We start from the raw sequence: 20,225 nt of genomic DNA on the forward strand, positions 1-20,225 counted from the left end.
GGGGCCGCCTGCGCGGCCGAGATGGTCCGCTCGGAACACCACCATGTGTACCAGCGGCGCCGGACCGGGACCGCCGTGATAGGCAGCCCCGGTCGATGTCATTCGGCGGGGGCCGTCCGCGCGGCTGAGATGGTCTGTTCGGCGAAGCCGGGCCGAACGGCACCACGTGGGCCGGCGGCATCCGACCTGGACCGTGGTGACGGGCGGCCTCGCCCGGTGCCACTCGGCGAGGATGGCCCGCGTCACCGACAGTGTCTGCTCGGCATGGTCGCGGCCGAACGGCACCGCGTGGGCCGGCAGCGTCTGACCTGGACTGTCGTGACGGGCGGCCTCGCCCGGTGTCACTCGGCCAGGGCCGCCCGCGCCACCGACAACGCCTGCTCGACATAGCCACGCCCGAACAGCACCACGTGCACCAGCAGCGGAAACAACTGGTGCAGCCCGATGCGGTCGGCCCAGCCGGGGGCGAGCGGTGCGGCCTCCCGGTAGCCGTCCAGTACCTCGGACAGGTGCGGGCAGCCGAAGAGGTGCAGCATGGCCAGGTCGGTCTCCCGGTGGCCGCCGTGCGCGGCCGGGTCGATGAGCCACACGTGTCCGTCGGTGCTCCACAGCACGTTGCCGTTCCACAGATCGCCGTGCAGCCGGGCGGGTGGCTCGGCGGGCCCGGCCAGTTCGGGCAGCCGCTCGCAGACCTGTTCCACCACCGTCGCCTCGTCGGCGCGCACCGTGCCCGCGTCGACCGCACGGCGCAGATACGGCAACACCCGTTGGTCGGCATACCAGTTGGGCCAGTCGGTGCCGGGCACGTTGCGCATCGGGGCGAGCCCGATGTACGCGTCCGGGGGACCGCCGGGCGGGGGAGCACCGAACGCCGGTGCGCCGGAGGCGTGGAGGGCGGCCAGGTCACGGCCGAACCGCACCGCCGCTCGCGCACTCGGCGCGCCGGTGCGGACGTGATCGGTGACCAGCCAGCGTTCGTCCACCCCGCGCACGGCGGGTACGCGGACCGTACCGGCGTCGGACAGCCAGCGCAGCCCCGCCGCCTCGGCCCGCACCGCGCCGGGCGCCGCATCGCCCTTGACGATCACCAACTGCCCACCGTCGAGCGCGACTTCGGTGACCGCCCCGGACAGCGGACGCTCACCGGTCACCGCGCACCCGGTGAGCCGGGCCACCGCCGCACCCGGAGTCTCGCTCTCGATCACGGGACCATCGTACGACTGGTCAACGAGCCCTGACCGAAGGACACAGGCCGGACTCGCGCAGCACACGCTCGACCGTCTCCTCCAGCGGGCTCGTCGCCGGGACCACGGTCTCGACACCGCCGGGCAGCACGTCCAACGGCCGGTACCAGTCCCGGAGTTGGTCCTCCGTAACCTCGTCCGCGATGGGCTTCGTGGCGTGCCGGGCCAGGGTCTCCTCGAACGGCACGTCGAGGTAGTAGCAGTGTGTGCGGCCAGGGAAGTCGGCGAGCAGACCGGCCAGCATCTCGCCGTAATGGGCGACGTAGAGGAGACCTTCTAGCACGGTGTGGAAGCCGTGCGCCATCGCGTGCCGGACGGTCAGGTCGATCAGGCCGATGTTCGCGCCGCCGGGGATGTCGCGCTCGCGCAGCACCTCGCGGCGCAGGACGTCCTGGCGGACCAGCGCGATACCGCGGCCGTACCGCTCACGCAGACCGGTGGCCACCGAGCTCTTGCCGGAGGCGCTGTTGCCGCGCAGCACGATCAGCCGGGTGGGGGAGGAGGGCGTTGTCACCCGGGGCACCTTATCCACCCGGTGCCACTGAGTGACCGGGGGAACACAAAGTGCCTCCTGAGGCCCACCCGGTCTGCTTATATCGTGGGAAAATGGTGTGATAGCGGTGATTGGTGGCAGGGCCATGACGGACACGGCGATCGACTACGCGGCGGTGTTCCAGGGGCTGCCCGGCATGGTGGCCCTGCTGACACCCGACCTGGTGTACGCGGACGCCAACGAGGAATTCCTGCGTATGTCCGGCCGCACCCGCGAGCAGGTCGTCGGCCGTTTCCTCTTCGACGTCTTCCCCGACAACCCGAACGACCACGCCGCCACCGGCATGCGCAACCTGGAGACCTCACTCCGGCGCGTCGTGGCCACGGGCGAACGCGACACCATGGCCCTCCAGCGCTACGACGTCGAGTCGACGACCTGCCCCGGAAAGTGGGACGAGCGCTACTGGAGCCCGGTCAACGCCCCCGTGCTCGACGAGGACGGCAAGGTCGTGCTCCTCGTCCACCGGGTCGAGGAGGTCACCGAACTCATCCGGGCCCGCGGCACCTCCGGCGGTAGCCGCACCCGGGTCCTGGAGGCCGAGCTGTACACCCGCGCCCGCGAACTGCAGGAGGTCAACGAACGCCTGCGCAGCGCCCACGCCCGCGAGCGCGAGGTCGCCCTGGCCCTCCAGGACGCGATGCTGCCGACCCGCCGCCAGGGTGCGAGCCACCACCGGATCGCCGTGCGCTACCGGCCCGCGGTCGGCTCCCTGAACGTGTGCGGCGACTGGTACGACGTCGTCGACCTGGTCGGCGGCAACCGTATCGGCGTCTCCGTCGGCGACATCGTCGGCCACGGCCTGGCCGCCGCCGGCGTCATGGGCCAGCTGCGCAGCGCTCTGAGCGCCACCTCCCGGGTCGCGGACGGCCCGGCCCAGGCCCTCGACGTCCTCGGCCGCTACGCCAACGTCGTCGACGGCGCCGAATCCGCCACCGTGGTCACGACCTTCGTCGACTTCGATCACCACACCATCACCTACAGCAGCGCCGGACACCCACCGCCCGTCCTGGTCCATCCCGACGGCCGCGTGGAGTTCCTTGACCGGGCCACCGACCCACCGCTCGACGCCCGTCCCGACCCGATGCCCAGACCACAGGCCCACACCACTTTCTCCCGCGGCTCCACCCTGGTCCTCTACACCGACGGCCTGATCGAACGCCGCCGCGAGGACATCGACAAGGGCCTGGCCCGCCTCGCCGACTCCCTGGTCCGCCACCGGAACACCGACCCCGAAGCCCTCGCGGACGCCGTACTCCTCGAACTGCTTCCACACGGGGGCGCCACCGACGACACCGCCCTGATCATCGTGCGGCTCTGACCCGTCACACCACGATGCAGGTCATGGCGGCCCACAACAGGGGTGAGTGCTCGATACGGCCGTCCGCGCGCCAGCGGTCGAGCTGCTCGCGTTGCCAGCCGCCGAGGCTCCGCACGGGGTCGACGTCCTCGTGAGCCGTGTCGACGGCGATGATCGCCTCCGTCAACGGGCGTACGGACTCGGGCAGTTGGGCCAGTCGGTGGAAGGCGAAGCTGGTCGGCAGCGCCCAGCGGGTGGCGGTGACCAACTCGGCACCGTTGTGGAGCATCGCCGTCGCCAGGCCGAACGACTCGGCGAACCGTAGATCGCCGCCGCTCTCGCAGCCGATGAGGGCGACTCGGGCCGGCGCGGGCCAGATCCGCGCGCCCGGCTCGCCGTCGGCGCGCAGCGGGAGCGAGCCCAGCAAGAGGTCCTTGGCCGACAGCGGGCGGTGGGTGCGGAGCGGCTCGGCCAGGCCCACGGTCCCTGCGTCGCAGCTCAGGTGCAGGGTGCCGTCCTCGCTCTGGCCGCCCTCGACCGGCGCACCGCTCACATGCCCGACGTACATCAGCCTGCGGGCGCCCTTGCGGAGCACACCACTCAGCCAGTCCCGGTCCAGGTCGGTGCGGCGGAAGGCTTCCACAGGGGTGGCGACGGACGGTACGACGGCGCCCGCGTCGAGGCGGCGCCGGACGAGTGAGAGCAGTTCCGGGTCGGAGCCGGGCGGTCCCAGGACCGAGCCGAGGGGGGAGTCGGCGCGGAATCCGGGGACTCGGGGATCGAGGACGAGTACGACCGGGCCGGTGTCGGTGTCCTGTGCTGTCGCGGGCGCCGGGTTTCGTGGCCGCAGTGACGCCGGCGCGGTGGTCACGACGTCCGCCAGGTCGATGAGCCGGACATCGTCGTCGTCAACTGCAAGGAGTTCCCAGGGGACTTGGGCGACCCGGGGCGACGGCTGGATCCGTACCAGCGGACGGCCCGCCCGCTCCGACACCTGGCGTATCTGTGCCGTCAGCCCTTCGGGCCACAGCGCCTCGGCCAGCAGCCGCGCGAGCCGGCGCTCGCTCCCGTGCTCGGCCAGCGCGCCCGAGTCGAACGCCCGCTGCATCCCCTCCGCCCCGTCGCCCGCGCCCGGCAGCGCGTCGGCCAACGCCCGTACCGCCTGGTCGACTTCGGCGGCGGGCCCCTGTCCGGTGCCGAAGCCCCGAGCCCCGCCGGCCCAGGTCCAGGTCATGAACAGGTCGCCGGCGTCGGCCAGTCGGATCTGCACCACCGGGCGGCTCGTCAGGTCGTCGGTGATCCAGAACGGCACTTCCTCGTCGTGCACGATCGGCCGGTGATAGCGGAACTCGGCCGCCGCGATGTACTCCTGGAGCGCGACACGGCCTGGACCCGACTGCGCGGACATCCGTACCTTCGGCGGTGGCGCGACCCGCAGGCCGACCGAGGCGGCGGCCTCCGCCGCGACACCGCCGAGCGTCAGCGCGCCATCCGTGTTCTCGTAGTGCCCGTGCGACTTCATGGCCGCACTGGGGAAGACCGACGCGGGGTCCGGGTCTTCGACCGGCCTGGAGGGCGGGGTGCGATCCAGGGCCAACGAGGCGCCCGCGCAACGGTGTTCGGCCAGTTCGAAGAGAAGGCCCTGGTCCTGCCGGCGGATCGCGAGGCGGAAGACCAACTGCATGGCGTCGTCCGCCAGTTCCAGCCACTGGCTGCGCGCGTGGGCGGTGGCGAAGTCGAAGCGCGCAGCCTCCAGGGCCAGCGCGGAGGGCAGGGCGAGGGAGAGCGCGTTGTCGATGGACTCCCGCTCGCGGTCGCCGTGGTCCGTCCGGTTCAAGTTGTCCTCAAGGGTGCGCGCGAGCATGAGATCGACCTGCGCGCACCGCTCGTACACCTCCCGCTCCTGGTACACGTCCCGCGCCGCCTGGGCCAACCGCTTCATCTCGTCGATGTCGCCCCGGTCGTAGGCGTGTTGGGCACCCAGCAGCATCGTGTCGGCGGCGGCGATCGAGGCACCGAGCCGCTCGAAGCGGGCCAGGCTCGCCGCCACCAGATCCTCCGCGCCGGCGGCGTCGCCGCGCCGACCGGCGAGAAAGGCGCGGGCCTGTTCGCAGACCGCCAGGTCGCCGAACCGCCGCTGCTGTTCGAAGAACGCCGACGCCTCCGCGAACAACCGCTCCGCCAGGTCGAGTTCACCCCGGTGCATCGCGGTGTACGCCCGGTGCGCGAGCAGCAATCGCTGTTGTCCGGTGTCACCTGTCGCCCTGAAGCGGTCCTCCGCTCGGGCGAAGTAGTCCTCGGCCGCGTCGAACCGCCCGGTCGAGGAGCAGATCAGACCCAGAGCGACCAGCAGCCGAGGGATGGTCTCCACCGCCGTCTCCGGCGTGGTGGACAGGAGCCCCGATGCCTGCTCCTCGGCGGCTCCCCACTCACTCCTGTCCATGAGCAAATGCACCCGGTTCAGGCCGAGTTCGGAGGCACGCAGCCCGTCGGGGTCGTCGAACTCGGGCAGCCTGACCGCCGCCTCGTCCAGACAAGCCAGTGCCTCGTCGAGACGTCCGGTACGGCGTAGCAGATCGGCCCTGGCGATCAGCGTCCGCAGCACCATCTCCAGCCACAGCTGACGGCCGCGCGGCCCCATCGGCGCCGACGCGATGCCGTCGAGCAGGGCATGGGAATGCCGGTTGGCGTCCTCCGCGGCGGCCAGGTCCGTGGCGACGAGCTGGACACTCGCGATGTTCGCCAGCAGGTGCGCGCGCAGGAACCGTACGTCGGGGGAGTCCTCTAGGGACTCGGCGAGGGTGAGCAACTCCTCGTAGACGGCGACTGCGGCGCCGATGTCGGCGGCCAGTTGATGTTCCTCGGCCAGAGCCAGACCGCTGTCGAACGGCTCTCCGTACAGCGGTGTCACCACACCGTTCTCATCCTGCATCCGTCAGTAGTCCTCGTCGGTGGTGGAGGCGGTGAGCTCGGCGAGGAACGGTCCCGAAGTTCCTTCGTACGGTGATGTGTTGTGCGCGAATGGCTGTGCCGCCGTCGCGAGTCGTCGTCGGACCAGCGCGCGTATCGCGTCGCGGTCGGCGCCGGCTTCGGGACCCGGCCCCGGGTCGAAGCCGGGCAGCAGCACACCAATCTCTATACGCGGCTGCGTCCTCCCGGCGTCCGGCAATTCCAGGTCCGCCCGGCCGCTCCACAGGTCGTCCCGCCGGGCGAGGGGCACCCGACTCAGGTGGCCGCCGTCGACCTCGACCTCCGCGACGAGAAGCGGCGCGCCGGTGGCGGGTGCCGCGAGGTGCGCGACGACTTCGACCTCGATCTGTCGGCGTGCGCCGAGTGCGCGGGCGGTCCAGGACACCGCGGTCTCGGAGGCGTCGACGAAGCCGGGCGGGTAGCGGCGCCAGTCGTTGGTCCCCGAACCCCGCGCGATCACCCGGCCGCCCGCTACGAGCGGTTCGCCCGCGGCAAGGGCGTAGTCACGGTCTCGTACGAACAGCGAGGCGGGATCGACCGGAGTGCCGTCCGGCCGGGGCCGATCCAGGGACGACCGAAGGCGGCGCAGTGCCTGCCCGTCCAACCCGGCTGTGTCCGCCGCGTCGTCGACCGATCGCAGAACGCTCTCCAGACGCCGTGCCGTGTCCGTCGACGGCGGTGTGGCGTGCCACCACTGGATCAGCTGGTCCAGGGCGAGTTGGTGCTCCTCGATCAACTCGGCCACGCAGTCGTCGGGTTGATCACCTTCGGCGTCGAACAACTGCTGGCACTCATGCGTGAGCGCGGCCAACTCCAGCCCGATCACGTCCGGTTCGAGCGCGGGTATCCCGTCCAGGTGCGACGCCGGCCACCAGCGCGCCGCCCAGTGCCCGAAGCCGAGCCGGACGGCGCTGCTCGCGAGCGCGGTCATGTCCGCCGGTACTCGTACCTCGGCCAACTCGCCTGCCGCGCAGGCGTGCACGGTAGCGGCGGTGCGTTCGCCGTAGACCGCCCACAGCCACTGCTGCGCCCGCGCCGCGTCATGTATCTCCGCGACCGGCGGCCCCGGGGCCCCGAGGACGTTCCAGGCCAGCACCGCTCCCGCGACCTCGAGAACCGCACGGGTGAAGTCATGAGAGGCGGCAGGACCGGCGGCGATTCGGATCGTGCCGTCGTCGCCCCGCCCGACATGGGCATCCATGGGGCCCGGCGCCATCACGCGCTCCTCGACTCGGCCGCTTCCGGCACGGCAGGTGCGGCCGACAGCGTGCGCAGCGCCGACCGGACCCTGGCCCGGTGGTCCATCATCACCGAGCGGGCGACCCCGTCGAGCACCGCCCAGGCCGACGCGGCGTCCGGCAGCGGCGCGTCGCGCACGTCCCGCCCGTGCAACCGCACCCACAGCCGTCGCATGTAGGCGGCCCACGGCGTACGGAGATCCTGGGCGAGGGCGCCCAGCACACCGCCGTCCGGATCGGGACGGGGTGAGACGGTCATCCGGCGGGCGCGAAGGACCGAAGCCTCCCGTCGCCAACGGCTGTTGATCGCGCGGTGGGCAGCAGTCCGCCCCGGTGCGGAGTCCCCGGTGCCCAACGGGTCGAGGCCGACCGCGAGTCGGCCACCGAGCACAACGGCCACGCGCAGGCTCTCGTCGTACAGCCCGAGCGGAGCGCAACTGCGGCCGACCTCCCGCCCGACGAGTTCCGGCACCGTCGGCAACTCCTCGCGCCGAGCCGACGACTGCAGCACGACGAAGAGCCGCTCGAAGAGCGTCCGGTCCAGCGGCGCGGGCAGCGTGGCCGTCGAAGCACCCCGGCCGACCTGCGGACGCGGCGGCAACTCCCGCTCCGTCAGCCCGAGATGAGCCGGTAGATCGTCACGGCCCCACACCCCGCTCGCGTGCGCCCACAGGACCCGGCCGAGCAGATCACCGTGTCCCGCCGCGACCATGTCCACGTACGACGATGCATTCCGTGGTCCCTCCGCCCCGCCGTAGGCCTCCAGTACCTCGGTCGCGAGCGCGACCGCAGCGGCTGCTGTATCGGAGGCCGGAGCCGACTGACGACCGGTCCACAGGGTGCTCAACTCCCTGTCGAGCAGGGCTTGTTGGGCGGGATCGGCAAGATACCGCTTCAGCGCGTCCACCGTACGGCCGCCGTCCGCGTCCGCCACGTCCTCGACGACGGCCCTGGCCAGCGCGCCCGCGACCGAATCCGTATCGGCCGAGGGTGCTCCATGTTCGGCGGCCAGTTCGAAGCACCGCTGGAAGTACAGGTCCTGGGGGTTGCCCGCCACGATGCCCAGCGCGCGGCGGGTCCGTTTGAGCAGGGTGAACCACTGTGCCGTGGCCTGGAGCCGCGCACCGGACTCCCGTATGAGTGCGTCGAGTTGCTCGGCCTGCTCCGGCCCGAGGAAGTCCACCGCGAGTTCGGGGTGCAACGTCGGCCTGACGATCAGCGGCAGCACGATCAGTTTGACCGTCCGGGTCAGCGGGGCGCCACCGGGCCCGCTGAGCGATTCCAGCCCGGGCCCGAGGCCACGCCACGCATGGTCGATGACCATGGCGCGCGGTCGGCGCTCGCCCGTCGGCTGACTCGGAAACGGCATGTCAGGAGCGTACGTCGTCCGAGTTCGGGCGGGCGAACCTGGGATCGGTAGGCGACCCGGGCCACCTAGCGTCCACCCCGAGAGGCGGAAAGGCCCAGCACGAAAAACAGAAGGAGCAGCCGTCATGGGAATCTTCGGGAAGCGACGCAAGAGCCGCGAGGAGCGGGCCGCCGAGATCGCGGGCCAAGTGGCCAGCGGCAAGGGCTTCTACGGCCGAACCACCCGCGCGTTCCTCGGCAACGAGGACTTCGCCAGAGTCCAGCAGTCGGTCGGCGCGTACAACTCGGGCCTCGGCGTACAGCAGTTGCTCGCCGCCGGAGCGCCGACCACGACCGCCGTTGTCGTGTCGATCAGCGACACCGGCCAACTGGTCAACCACGACCCGGTCGTCGACCTGGTCGTGCAGCCGACCGGGAGCACCGACCGGATCACCCTCCACACCATCGTCTCCAAGCTGCGGATACCCCGCACCGGCGACCAGGTCCTGCTGGTGGCCGACCCCGCCCACCCGGGCACCTACCTCTACGCCGGGGACGGCGTGGCACCGTGACGCGGGCTCCGCTGTATCGCCGCGCCGGCCTGGAGGCCCCGGCGGAGCGGTTGGAGCGGAGTCGGCCGCCGGTCTCGGATGCCGGCCGGAAGGGGAACCGGCGGCTCGACGCCGTCGGGGTCCCGGCCACTGCGGAGATCACCGGCCTGATTGTCCGGCGGCCGGTATCGCGTCGAGTTGTAGAGGTGATCACGTGCATGGAGGAGGACCAAATGCGCAGCCATACCGGTGTGTTCGTGGGCAATCTGCTGTTCGCGGCGCTCTGTTGCTCGGCGGCGCCGTTCTTCCTCCTGGTCGGGTGTTCCGCCTGGAGCGAGGATCCCGGCTGGGGCTGGCCGGCGGGGCTGATCGGCTTCGGGCTGGTCGGCACGGCCATGATTCCCGTCGTGGCATTCACAAGTACGCGACAGGAGTTTCCCCGCATCACACGCAGGGACCGCGTCAAGGGCGAGCGGATCCCGTACGGGGACGACTCGTTCGTGATGTGGACGCCCGGGTCCCGACAAGGTTCGGCGCAGGCGCAGTTGGCGCGGGCAGACGTACTGGAGGCGTCGTTGGTCCGCTACAGCCCCGACGGCGAGGCGACCTTCACCACCCACTTCGGGGACTACACCCCTGACGAGTTCACGCCGCTGATCAGGTTGAGGGTGCGGGTGCACGACGACGAATCCGATGGTGCCGCCGAGTTCGAGGCCGCGGGCGAGTGGCGGGTGCCGTCCCTGTGCCTGTCGGCGATCACGGCGGGCCGTCTGGCCGTCCTCGTCGATCCGGCCACGCCGGGATCCGGGCGAAAGGTCACTCCCGTGTGGTCAGGCAGCACCCTGCTCGCGGGCACGAGAACCTGCCGGGTGATCGACCTCGAAGGCCGACTGTCCGACGCGACCCGGCGCCCGGGCCGTCAGCTCCAACAGATGCGGATCTCACGGGAGATCGGAGGCACCAAGATGACCGGCGACACCATCGACCTCCGGCACCTGGACCCGCACACGGCGGCACGGTACGCCGCCCTGGCCGACCGCGACCGCACCTTCCCCGAGGCACAGGCACCGGTGAGCGAACCGGGCGAGGAGGCCCGATGGCTCGCCGACCAACTCCCGGGCGAGAAGCCCGCGTTCGGCGAGGTCGGCCGCCGATGGTCGCGCCGCGGTGGAGTGCTGGTGCGCGCCCGCTTCCTGGAGATGCGCCCCAGGACCACCTTCCAGGACCACGGCCCCGTCCTCGACACGGTCCTGCGCATCCAACCGGCGGACGGCACACCCCCGTTCGACGGCGCACGGCGACTGACGGTACCGATGAACTACCTGACAGTCCTGCACCGCACCAAGGAGGTCGTCCTCACCGTCAGCCCGAACGGCCTCTCCTACGTGGTCGACTGGGCCCGCACCAACCTCCTCGCGGGCGTCTCCACGGCCACGGTCATCGCCCCGGACGGGCGGGAGATCCCGGTGACGGGACGCCCCGACATCATCTGGGCGCTGATGAACCTGCTGGCGTCCCAAGGCGTTTCGGTCACGACACCCGTTCTGGACCTCCGCAAGCGCCGGATGAGCACGCTGGCGAGCATGGCGATGCATGTGGTGCAGGGTCGTGCCCACCCGCGTACCTCCGCGTGATGGTCGTGCCCACCCGCGTACCTCTGCGTGATGTATGCGGACGTTGACGGCACTCGCTTGTTGACCGCGTCGGCCGGTGCTACGGACAGGACTCCCCGAACTTCACCGCGGAGAACTCCACCGGCTGCCCGCTCAGCTTCGTCCCGGCCGACGGCTTCTGCGAACACACCTGCCAGTTCGACTCCACCAGTACGTAACGCCCTTTACCCGATGCGTCCTTGACCGTGATCGACGTACCGGAGTCGAGCGCGTCGCGAGCGGTGTTCACGGACTTGCCCTTGAAGTCCGGCATCGTTCCGCCGGCCTGTGTGGGGGCGGACTGGTCCTTCGCCGGGCAGGTCTCCTTGAGCTTCACCGCGCCGAAGTCGAGTGCGGTGTCCGTGGACGCGGTCGTGCCGGCCTTCACGTTCTGGGAACAGACCTTCCAGTCCCGGTCGAGGATCTGGTGGCGGTCCCGGCCGAGTGCGTCGTGGGACTTGAGGCTGTAGAAGCCTTGCTTCTGGGCGGCGTCCTGGGCGGATTGAAGCCCCATGCCGACGAATTCGGGGACCGTCCCGCTCTTGCTGCCGGTCTTGGCGTTGCTGCTCTCACCGGCGGTGGCTGAGGTGCTGCTGCCTCCGGTGGTGTTGTTCTTGCAGGCGGATCCGATGCCGCCGATGACGAGAATGCCCGCGGTGACTCCGCCGATGAGCTTCCAATTGCGCTTCTTCTTGGGCGGTGGTCCGGCGGCCCACGACGGCTGACCTGGTGGCGTAAATACGGAGTTGGACACGGTACGCCCCTGATCTGTGGAGGAAGGGCCACTGTGTCAGATATGGCCGCCCGTCCGCACACTGAGTGACGAACCGTGACCGGTTTCGGGAGAGGGTTCGGAAACGGCGGACCGACCCGGCCCAACCCATGGGCTGGCACGGCTACTTGAGGTGCTGGCGCAGGAAGTCGACGACGTGCCCCATCGTCTCCTGCGTGGACCAGGGCAGGACGGCCGAGGTGTCACCGGTGAAGGACAGGTCTCCGTGGCCGGCGCCGGTGAGGACGTAGCGGGTGCTGCTGATTCCCTTGGCGCGCAGCGCTGTGTGCAGGTTCAGGGTCTCGCTCGGTGAGACCAGGTTGTCGGCACTGCCGTGGAACAGGACGAAGGGCGCGGTCCTGGAGCTGATGTGCGTGCTGGGGTCGGCGGCGGCGACCTCGCTGGTGCGGTCCGCGACCGACTTCTTGGTACCGGGGCCGTAGACCCATTGGGCGGCGCTGTTGCCCGCCGCGTAGTTGGCCTTCTGTGCCGCCGTGTCGTAGTCGGCCGCCAGCTGGGACAGGTCGGCCGGGCCGAACTCGTCGACGACGCCCTGTACTTCACTGCTCTGATCCAGGTTGTCGCCGACGTCGAAGGACTTCTCCCCGTTGGTGGTGCCGGTCATCGCGGCCAGGTAGCCGCCCGCGGACTGTCCCCACACGGCGACCTGGTCGGCGTCGATGGAGTACTTGTCCGCGTTGGCGCGGAGGTAGCGGATCGCGGACTTCACATCGGCGACGGCGTCCTTGTACGTGGCGCCGTCCTTGGTGGTCCGGTACTGGAGGCTGGCCACGACATAGCCCTGGTCGGCCACGTAGGTGCGCTGACTCAGGTTGGCCGTGCGGTCCGCCATGACGAAGCCGCCGCCGGTCAGGTAGATGACCAGCGGCTTCTTGCCCGACGTGGACGTGGGCACCTGGATGTCCAGCTTCAGGTCGCTCTTCTTGCCGTTGGTGGTCGGCGAGGAGTACGTGATGTCGTGGGTCGTCGTGATTCCGGAAGTGGCGCACTGGATCTGCGCACCGGTGGGGTTGATCACGGTGCTGGTGCTGGTGTCCGTCTTCTTGATGGTCTTGGCCACGGGGATGCCGCCCGCGTTGCCCGACGGCATTGCGGTGGGCGTTCCGGCGCCGGCCGCGGTGGTGCCCGACGGGCAGGCGGCCGTCTTGGCGCGGGCGCTGGTGCTGGATGCGTCGGTGGACGAGCTGTTGGTGCCCGAGGAACAGGCGACCAGGGCCAGCCCCGCCACGAGGGAGATCGTGACGGCGGCGCCGCCCCTCCGCCGGCCTGCCCGTGCCTTCTCCTGGGATACCGCGTTCTCTCCGTGCATGTCTTCTTCTCCCGCTGATACGAAGTGGCAAACGGAGATGCAATCTCCGGTTCGTCTGGCCACCGTAACATGAAACGGAGATTGCATCTCCGTTTAGGTCCGGCGGGGCGCCGCACCGGGATCGAGCCTGATCAAGGGGTGCGTGGTCGACGGCAGTACGATGAGCTGCACGATTCGGCATCATTCGGAAGGCGAGACGACTGGCATGGCGGAGCTCGCTGAACCCGGCAGGCCGCCGCTGCGGCGCGATGCCGAGCTGAACCGCCGTCGTCTGATGGTCGCCGCCCGCGAGGTGTTCCGCGACCGGGGCCTGGCCGCGACCCTCGACGACGTCGCCCGGCACGCGGGGCTCGGTGTGGGGACGGCCTACCGGCACTTCGCCAACAAGGAAGAGCTGGTCGACGCGGTCTTCGAGGACATGATCGACCAGGTCGAGGCGTCCGCCCGGGAGGCCGCCGCCGATCCCGACCCGTGGCACGGACTGGCGTACAGCCTGGAGAAGGTGTGCGAACTCCAGGCGCACGACCGGGGGTTGCGCGAGGTCATGCTCGGCACCGGCAAGGCCGCCCAGCGGCACGCTCTCGTCGCCCGGCGGATCAAGCCCCTGGTCGATCCGCTGATCGCGCGCGCCAAGGAGCAGGGGTCGCTGCGCCCCGACGTGGAGCAACTGGATCTCCCGATGATCCAGTTGATGGTGGCCGCGGTCACCGACCAGACCGGAGAGCCCGACCTCTGGCGGCGCTACCTGCGACTGCTACTGGACGGTATGCGCACTCAGCCGGACGGGGCGCCGCCGCTGCCCGCCGGCCCGGCGTTGCGCTGGCGCGGCGGACTGGGTGGAGGACCTGGCGAGAATCCGGTGGGGGAGGAACCGCCCCGTTCGTCTCGGTAAATGTGATGCATTTATTACGTCCCCCTGGCGACCGGGTATCTTCCCGCTTTCCGTAGGTAGGTTGGTTCCGTCGGCGGCGGCCCGTTCATATTGCCGCCGATTCCAATGGAACCAAGCAGAGGAAGATTTGGCATGCGGAAAATCGGGTTTGCCGGCGTGGCTCTCGTTGCGATTTCCTTCACGCTCACGGCGTGCGGCGGGTCTGACAACAGCGACTCCACCTCGAAGGCGGCGGCCTCCATGTCGGCCTCGCAGCCTGCGGCTCAGGCGGCGGACAAGACGGGTATGTTCGCGGGGCTCAACGGCAAGAAGGTGTCCGGCTCCGCGCAGGTGAGCGGTTCGGCCGTCACGCTGTCGGGCTTCTCCTCCGATGAGGGCCCTGACCTGCATGTATACCTCACGAACGGCACGGATGAAGCTGCCGTGTCCGCCGGTAAGCAGCTCGGAGCCGTCAAGTACGACGAGAAGTCCCAGACGTTCGCGCTCAACGGCGTCGACACGTCCGCCTACAGCACCGTGGTCATCCACTGCGACAAGGCGAAGGCGGTATTCGGTGCCGCGAAACTGTCATGAAGACGCCCGCCTCGCGTCTGACTCTGAGCGCGGCGGCCCTCGCCGGCGCGCTCAGAGTCACCCTGGGAGTCCTGTGGCTCCATGAGGGGACGCTGAAATACCGGGCGCATTTCGGCGCGGCGGACATCCTGCTGGTGGCGAACAGCGCGAAGTCGAACAGCAGGGTTCCGGGATTCTTCAAAAGCTTCTCGGATTCCGTCCTCGCGGAATGGCCGCATTTCTTCGGCTTCGCGATGCCCCTTCTGGAGACGTCTCTGGGCGTCGTCCTCGTCCTGGGGATTCTCTCGCTGCCCGCGTCCCTGGCGTCCGTCTTCACCCTGCTGACGTACTGGAGCGCGGACCAGCTCATCACGGAGTACCCGATCATGGTCGCCCTTGCGACGGTCGTGATCGCCTGGCCGCTCCTGGCCTCGCGCTTCTCCGTGACGACCCTCGCGGAAACGGTTGTTGGTCGAAAGCGCCCGAACCTGGTGGTGTTCCAGGAGCCGTTCCGCCGCTGGCTCTGACGTTCAAAAGGCCCGGACGGTCAAGGTGTTCGCGCCGTCACGTCGAACAGTCGTAGCTGGAGAGCCAGCGCGCTGTAATAGCCCACCAGGGTGGACAGTTCGAAGAGCGCGCGCTCGCCCAAGGCCGAGCGCGCGCTGTCGTACTGGTGCTCGTTGAGGGCACCACGCTGGCTGGCCAGCGCGTAAGTGAAGGACCAGGCCGCCTGTTCTGCGAGGTCGGTGAGTTTCGGGTCGCGGCCCTCGCGCAGGGCCAGCAGTTCGTCCGGCGTCAGGCCCGCGGCGGCGCCGACACGTTCGTGTGCGTGGCGTTCGAAGTCGCTGTCCCAGGCGTGGGCCACGACCAGGATCGCCAACTCCCGTGTCCGATCGGTGAGATGGGTGCGATAGCGGACGGCGGAGCCCAGCTCCTGAAGGGCGCCGCCGAGGGCCGGACTCAGCAGCATCGCGTTGAACGGGCCCCGCAGATGTCCGTCGGCATCGGTGAGGTCGAAGTGCCGTGGACCCGCCGCACGCGGGCCACCGGTGATCTCCGCGTACAACTCTCGCTGCTCGGCGTCCAGTTCGGTCGGATTCAGGAGACGCAGACGCTCGCTCACCGCACCTCCCGCGCAAGTGTCGCCAGGTCGGCGTCGGTGAGGAGTCTGCCCTCGCGGGCCATCAACTCCCGTGCCCGGTCGAGCACATCGTCGACCTGCGCGTGGGCGAGTTCGACACCCAGCGCGGTCAGCTTGTCGGTCAGCGTGTAGGGGCCGCTGTCCGGTGTGAAGGGCACCTCGCGGACGTTGCCGACCAGGGCCGGCTCCAGGCAGTTGTGGAGGAGAGGGTCGATCTCCGTCTCCTGGGTGATGAGGTCCATGCCGCCCCAGCAGAAGGCGTGGGTACCGGTCACCGGGTGGTTCCAGGAGGGGTGATAGCCCGTCAGTTCCTCTCCGGCGCGGGCGAGTTCGGTGAGACGTTCGGTCCGGATGCCGGTGTGGACGCCGTACAGCGCCTCGAAGGCGAGCGCGGTCGCCGCGAGGTCGGCGTTGCCGGGGCCACCGCAGTAGCCGTTGACCGACAGTTCGACGGCGGTCGCGCCCGCGCGGACCGCGGCGACGGCACAACCGACGGCCAGGCCGAAGGTGTTGTGCGGATGGAGCCCGACCTCGACCTCCGGGGCCAGGGCCTTGGTGCGCCGGACCAGGTGCTCGTACGCCTCGGGGCTCATCGCGCCCGGCCCGTCGAACAGGGTGAGTTCACGCGCCCCGGCCGCGGCGAGCACGGTGACCGATTCCTCGTGGGTCTCCTCCGTGGCGTAGGAGACCATCAGCAGCGGCACGATCACGTCGAGGCCGCGAGCGCGCGCGTGCTCGACCAGCCGTACCGCGCGGGCCAGTACGGCGGCCCGGTCGCGGGGGGTGTCGGGGGTGCGCCACTCCTCGCCCCGCCATGCCCGGCCGTAGACCGGGGGTTGGTAGACGAGCGAGGTCTCGCCGAAGCCCTGCACCCACACCTGGACGGCGTCGTACCCGGCCGCCGCCGCGCGGTCGATGTCGTCCGGTGAGCGCATCAGTGGACAGACGATCCGGCAGTCCGGGTTCTCGCCCTTGACCAGTTCGACCTCGGCCTTCAGCGCGGTGGCGTCCCGGCCGCCGAGCCCCGCCGTCACGACCTCGGGCACTCCGCTGCCCACCAGCCGTCGTAGGAAGGCCTCTTTGGCCTCCGGTGGGGCGACGACGCCCGGGAGTGTCTCCACCGAGCGCAGGGTCGCGTCCCGCAGGCGCACCGTCCGGGGCAGTGAACCCACCACGTCCGTACGGCGGTTGAGCGGGCTCACCGACCAGCGGCCGGGCTCGTGGGCGCCGGGGGCTCGCCGTGTCGCCAGCTCGGCGCGGAAGCGGGCGATCTCCTCGGGGGTGAAGACGGGCGGTTTGGTCATGGTGCCCATCCAAACTGTGTGTCGACAGTATTGGCAATACCTCGGCATTAAGAGCCTGGATGTTTACTTTCTGTCGACACATGGCTAGAACTGTCGACAGTTTCGCCATCCGACCGAGGGAGACCCCGTGACCCAAGACCTGCCAGACCAACGGCGTGGCCGACTCGCGGGCCGGATCGCCGTCATCGGTGGCGCCGGCAGCGTCGGCCCCGGCTGGGGCAACGGCCGTGCCGCCGCGGTGATCTTCGCCCGGGAGGGGGCCACCGTGTTCCTCGCCGACCGGGACAAGGAGTCCCTGGAGATCACCGCGCGGCAGATTCGGGACGAGGGCGGCACCGCGCACACGGCGGTCCTGGACGTCACCGAACCCGCCGCCGTCCAGGGCCACTTCGCGGAGTGCGAGCGGCTCGCCGGGCGCATCGACGTCCTCGTCAACAACGTCGGCGGGTCGCGACCGGGTGGCGCGGTCGACCTGAGTGTCGAGGACTGGGAGAGCCAACTGCGCACCAACCTCACCAGCGCCTTCCTCGCCTGCAAGTACGCCGTCCCGATCATGCGGCGCGGCGGCGGGGGAGCCATCGTCAACACCGCCTCGGCGTCGGGGTTGCGCTGGACCGGGGCCGCCCAGGTCGGCTACGCGGCGGCCAAGGCGGCCGTCATCCAGCTGTCCCGCGTCACCGCCGTCGAGTACGCGCCCGACGGCATCCGCGTGAACACCGTCGTGCCCGGCCAGTTGCACACCCCGATGGTCGAGGCCCGCCTCGCCCACCAACGCGCGGACGGCGACGTGGCTGGACTCCTCGCCCAACGGCAGGCCCGTATCCCGCTCGGCTTCATGGGTGACGGCCGCGACACGGCGTACGCGGCGCTCTTCCTCGCCTCCGACGAAGCCCGCTTCGTCACCGGTACGGAGATCGTCGTCGACGGCGGAATGACGGCGCGCTGTGACTGAACCCGCCGTCCACGAACCGCAGTTCGTGCCCTCGCCCGGCTGCCCGCCCCCGCATCCCGCCCCGCGCACCCCGACCCTGGTGCTCCCGCCGGACAGCTGCGACGCCCACTGCCACATCCTCGGCCCGGCCGACGTCTTCCCCTACGCCGCGGACCGCACGTTCACGCCCTTGGATGCGCCCAAAGACCAACTCCGCGCCCTGCACGCCCACTTGGGCCTGAGCCGGGCCGTGGTCGTGCAGTCCTCCTGCTACGGCCACGACCACGCTGTCCTCCTGGACGCCCTGGCCCACGGCGGCGGACGGCTGCGCGGAGTGGCGCTGGTCGGCGAGTCGACGACCCGGTCCGAGATCGAGGAACTGCACCGCGCCGGAGTGCGGGCCTTCCGGCTGAACTTCCTTCCCCATCTGCGCACCCCGCCCACCCGCGCCGAGATCGACTCGGTCCTGGAACGCGTCGACGGACTCGGCTGGGCGGCCCAACTCCACGTCAGGGGCGAGGACATCCCCGCCCTCGGACCCGTCGTCTCCGCGCTGCCCGGCAGGGTGGTCGTCGACCACATCGGACGGGTCGACCTCGCAGCGGGGCGCGACAGCCCCGCCCTGCGCGGCCTGTACGCGCTGCTCGACAGCGGGCAGGTGTGGGTGAAGGTCAGCGGGGTCGACCGGATCTCCCGGCAGGGTCCGCCGTACGCCGACGCGGTGGCGCTCGCCGCGTCCCTGGTGGCGTACGCACCGGAGCGCGTGGTCTGGGGGACCGACTATCCGCACGTCAACATCACCGGCGAGGCCCCGGACGACGGTCTGCTGGTCGACCTCGTCGAGCGCATCGCCCCCGACCCGGCACACCTGCGGCGGCTGATGGTCGACAACCCCGTGGAGCTCTTCGACTTCGCGCCGCCCACCCGTGCGGACCCCTTCGACAGTCCGCCCGCTCACTAGTGTCGGCAGAGATGCCAGGTATTTCGCTGTCAGATCTCTTGAAGGGGCAAAGTGTCGACAGTAGTGTCCCGACTCGAAGCCCTTGTGAGGAGAACGTCCATGGTTCAGTTGTCCGGACGCGGCGTCCTGAGGCGCGGCGACGTGGCGTACGAACAGGCACGGCTCGACGCCGTGTGGAACGAGCGCAAGCCAGACCGGTATCCCGACCTCATCGTGTTCGCCGAGCACGACCGGGACGTGGTGGCCGCCGTACGGCTCGCCCGCCGCGAAGGGCTGGCCATCGGTATCCGCTCCGGCGGACACAGCTGGGTCGGCAACGGAGTGCGGGACGGCGGCATGCTGCTCGACCTCTCCCGGATGCAGGACATCACCCTCGACCTGGTGTCCCACACGGCGTCCGTGCAGCCCGCCGTCAAGGGGCCCGCCCTCCTCGAACGGCTCGGTGAGCACGGCCTGTTCTTCCCCACCGGGCACGCGCCCACCGTAGGCATCGGCGGGTTCATCCTGGGCGGCGGCTACGGCTGGAACTCGCGCCGGCTCGGCCCCGCCTGCCTCAGCATCGAGGCGATCGACGTCGTCCTCGCCGACGGCACCCTCGTGCACGCCACCGACGACACGCACCCCGACCTGCTGTGGGCCGCGCGCGGCAGCGGTCCCGGCTTCTTCGGTGTCGTCACCCGCTTCCACCTCGCCCTGCACGACCGACCGCGCAAGCTCCTGCGGACCGTGCACAGTTACCCGCTCGACCTGCGCGACGAGGTGCTGGCCTGGTCGTACGACACCCTCGAACAGCTCTCGCCCGCCGTCGAGTTCTCGGCGAAGGTGGGTTTCTCGCCCTGGCTGGAACGGCAGACGGTCTCGGTCACGGCCACCGCGTTCTGCGAGACGGACGAGAACCTCCTCGCCCCGCTGGAGGACGCGCCCTTCCGTGAGCGGGCGATCCGGGCCGTGGTCGCGCAGCCGACCGACATGGCCGAACTGTACGACTACGCCGACAAGATGACCCCGCCGGGCATGCGCTGGGCGCTGGACGGGATATGGGCCGACGGGCCGGTGGAGAAGATCCTGGACGCGGCCCGGCCGCTGTTCGACTCCATCCCGGACACCACCAGCCATGTGCTGTGGATGCTGTGGGGCGGCCACCCCGAGCGCGCCAACGCCTGCTGGTCCAGCCAGGCCAAGGTGTACCTCTCGCCCAACGCCGGCTGGACCGACCCCGCCGAGGACCTGGTCCACGAACGCTGGGCGCACGGTGAACTCGCCGCCCTCCAGCACCTGTCGAAGGGCCTGCAGTTCTCCGACAACAACCTCGCCGACCGCTTCGACCACGGACTGAGCCCCGCCAACGCCGCCCGCCTGGACAAGATCCGGGCCGAGTACGACCCCCAGGGCGCCTTCCGGACCTATATGACCCCGCAGGAATCCACCACCGCATACGCCGCCGCGGGACGCGCGCGGACGCACTGAGTTCGTACCCGAAGGAGAGCCGT

At 70.4% G+C, this 20,225-nt stretch carries 18 protein-coding genes; 9 read left to right on the forward strand and 9 right to left on the reverse strand.

Going from position 1 to position 20,225, the window contains the following annotated elements:
• Positions 1-341: 341 nt before the first annotated feature.
• Together OO70_RS00655 and OO70_RS00660 are read right to left on the reverse strand one after the other, a co-directional pair.
• A complete protein-coding gene (locus OO70_RS00655) occupies positions 342-1,205 on the reverse strand; it encodes a fructosamine kinase family protein (RefSeq protein ID WP_043662481.1) in 864 nt (287 codons plus the stop codon).
• 19 nt (positions 1,206-1,224) lie between these two features.
• A complete protein-coding gene (locus OO70_RS00660; protein WP_043662482.1) occupies positions 1,225-1,758 on the reverse strand; it encodes an AAA family ATPase in 534 nt (177 codons plus the stop codon).
• Between the two features lie 124 nt (positions 1,759-1,882).
• Here OO70_RS00660 and OO70_RS00665 point away from each other — a divergent pair, with 124 nt between their 5' ends.
• Positions 1,883-3,115: a PP2C family protein-serine/threonine phosphatase gene (locus OO70_RS00665; protein WP_043662483.1), complete on the forward strand. Its 1,233-nt coding sequence runs from the start codon at positions 1,883-1,885 to the stop codon at positions 3,113-3,115.
• Positions 3,116-3,119: 4 nt separating this feature from the next.
• Here the strand turns inward: OO70_RS00665 and OO70_RS51975 are convergent, their stop codons facing one another.
• From OO70_RS51975 to OO70_RS00685, 3 genes are read right to left on the reverse strand one after another with little or no spacing between them, the layout of a single operon-like run.
• A complete protein-coding gene (locus OO70_RS51975; protein ID WP_078651180.1) occupies positions 3,120-6,026 on the reverse strand; it encodes a CHAT domain-containing protein in 2,907 nt (968 codons plus the stop codon).
• Positions 6,027-6,029: 3 nt separating this feature from the next.
• A complete protein-coding gene (locus tag OO70_RS00680; RefSeq protein WP_043662484.1) occupies positions 6,030-7,280 on the reverse strand; it encodes a hypothetical protein in 1,251 nt (416 codons plus the stop codon).
• Entirely contained in the window at positions 7,280-8,671 is a 1,392-nt protein-coding gene (locus tag OO70_RS00685; protein WP_051740415.1) for a hypothetical protein, read from the reverse strand. The genes OO70_RS00680 and OO70_RS00685 overlap by 1 nt, the downstream gene beginning before the upstream one ends.
• Positions 8,672-8,795: 124 nt before the next feature.
• Here OO70_RS00685 and OO70_RS00690 point away from each other — a divergent pair, with 124 nt between their 5' ends.
• Positions 8,796-9,221, forward strand: a complete 426-nt coding sequence (locus tag OO70_RS00690; RefSeq protein ID WP_043662486.1) for a hypothetical protein — start codon at positions 8,796-8,798, stop codon at positions 9,219-9,221.
• 212 nt (positions 9,222-9,433) lie between these two features.
• Complete coding sequence (locus tag OO70_RS00695; protein ID WP_043662487.1) at positions 9,434-10,834, forward strand: hypothetical protein; 1,401 nt, start codon at positions 9,434-9,436, stop codon at positions 10,832-10,834.
• Positions 10,835-10,913: 79 nt separating this feature from the next.
• Here the strand turns inward: OO70_RS00695 and OO70_RS00700 are convergent, their stop codons facing one another.
• Positions 10,914-11,606 carry a PASTA domain-containing protein gene (locus tag OO70_RS00700; protein ID WP_407702717.1) on the reverse strand — a complete coding sequence of 231 codons (693 nt, stop codon included), beginning with the start codon at positions 11,604-11,606 and terminating at the stop codon, positions 10,914-10,916.
• 142 nt (positions 11,607-11,748) lie between these two features.
• Entirely contained in the window at positions 11,749-12,954 is a 1,206-nt protein-coding gene (locus OO70_RS00710; protein WP_234336652.1) for an alpha/beta hydrolase, read from the reverse strand.
• Between the two features lie 205 nt (positions 12,955-13,159).
• Between OO70_RS00710 and OO70_RS00715 the strand changes: the two genes are divergently transcribed.
• From OO70_RS00715 to OO70_RS00725, 3 genes are all read left to right on the forward strand, one after another.
• A complete protein-coding gene (locus OO70_RS00715; RefSeq protein ID WP_234336653.1) occupies positions 13,160-13,846 on the forward strand; it encodes a TetR/AcrR family transcriptional regulator in 687 nt (228 codons plus the stop codon).
• 240 nt (positions 13,847-14,086) lie between these two features.
• Complete coding sequence (locus tag OO70_RS00720; protein ID WP_234336654.1) at positions 14,087-14,419, forward strand: DM13 domain-containing protein; 333 nt, start codon at positions 14,087-14,089, stop codon at positions 14,417-14,419.
• Positions 14,416-14,925: a DoxX family membrane protein gene (locus OO70_RS00725; RefSeq protein ID WP_043662491.1), complete on the forward strand. Its 510-nt coding sequence runs from the start codon at positions 14,416-14,418 to the stop codon at positions 14,923-14,925. The genes OO70_RS00720 and OO70_RS00725 overlap by 4 nt, the downstream gene beginning before the upstream one ends.
• A 20-nt stretch (positions 14,926-14,945) precedes the next feature.
• Here OO70_RS00725 and OO70_RS00730 read toward each other — a convergent pair whose 3' ends face one another.
• Positions 14,946-15,521 carry a carboxymuconolactone decarboxylase family protein gene (locus tag OO70_RS00730; protein WP_043662492.1) on the reverse strand — a complete coding sequence of 192 codons (576 nt, stop codon included), beginning with the start codon at positions 15,519-15,521 and terminating at the stop codon, positions 14,946-14,948.
• Positions 15,518-16,843 (reverse strand): hypothetical protein, encoded by a 1,326-nt coding sequence (locus OO70_RS00735; RefSeq protein ID WP_158711390.1) that lies wholly within the window; start codon positions 16,841-16,843, stop codon positions 15,518-15,520. Before OO70_RS00735 ends, OO70_RS00730 begins: the two co-directional genes overlap by 4 nt.
• Positions 16,844-16,970: 127 nt before the next feature.
• On the opposite strand from OO70_RS00735, the gene OO70_RS00740 reads away from it, so the two are divergent.
• From OO70_RS00740 to OO70_RS00750, 3 genes are all read left to right on the forward strand, one after another.
• On the forward strand, positions 16,971-17,795 hold the full coding sequence (locus tag OO70_RS00740) for an SDR family NAD(P)-dependent oxidoreductase (protein ID WP_078651182.1): 825 nt from the start codon (positions 16,971-16,973) through the stop codon (positions 17,793-17,795).
• Complete coding sequence (locus tag OO70_RS00745) at positions 17,788-18,735, forward strand: amidohydrolase family protein (RefSeq protein ID WP_078651183.1); 948 nt, start codon at positions 17,788-17,790, stop codon at positions 18,733-18,735. Before OO70_RS00740 ends, OO70_RS00745 begins: the two co-directional genes overlap by 8 nt.
• 99 nt (positions 18,736-18,834) lie before the next feature.
• Positions 18,835-20,202: an FAD-binding oxidoreductase gene (locus tag OO70_RS00750; RefSeq protein ID WP_051740417.1), complete on the forward strand. Its 1,368-nt coding sequence runs from the start codon at positions 18,835-18,837 to the stop codon at positions 20,200-20,202.
• Positions 20,203-20,225 lie beyond the last annotated feature (23 nt).

The sequence above is a fragment of the Streptomyces xylophagus genome, assembly GCF_000716435.1.
Taxonomy (GTDB): domain Bacteria; phylum Actinomycetota; class Actinomycetes; order Streptomycetales; family Streptomycetaceae; genus Streptomyces; species Streptomyces xylophagus.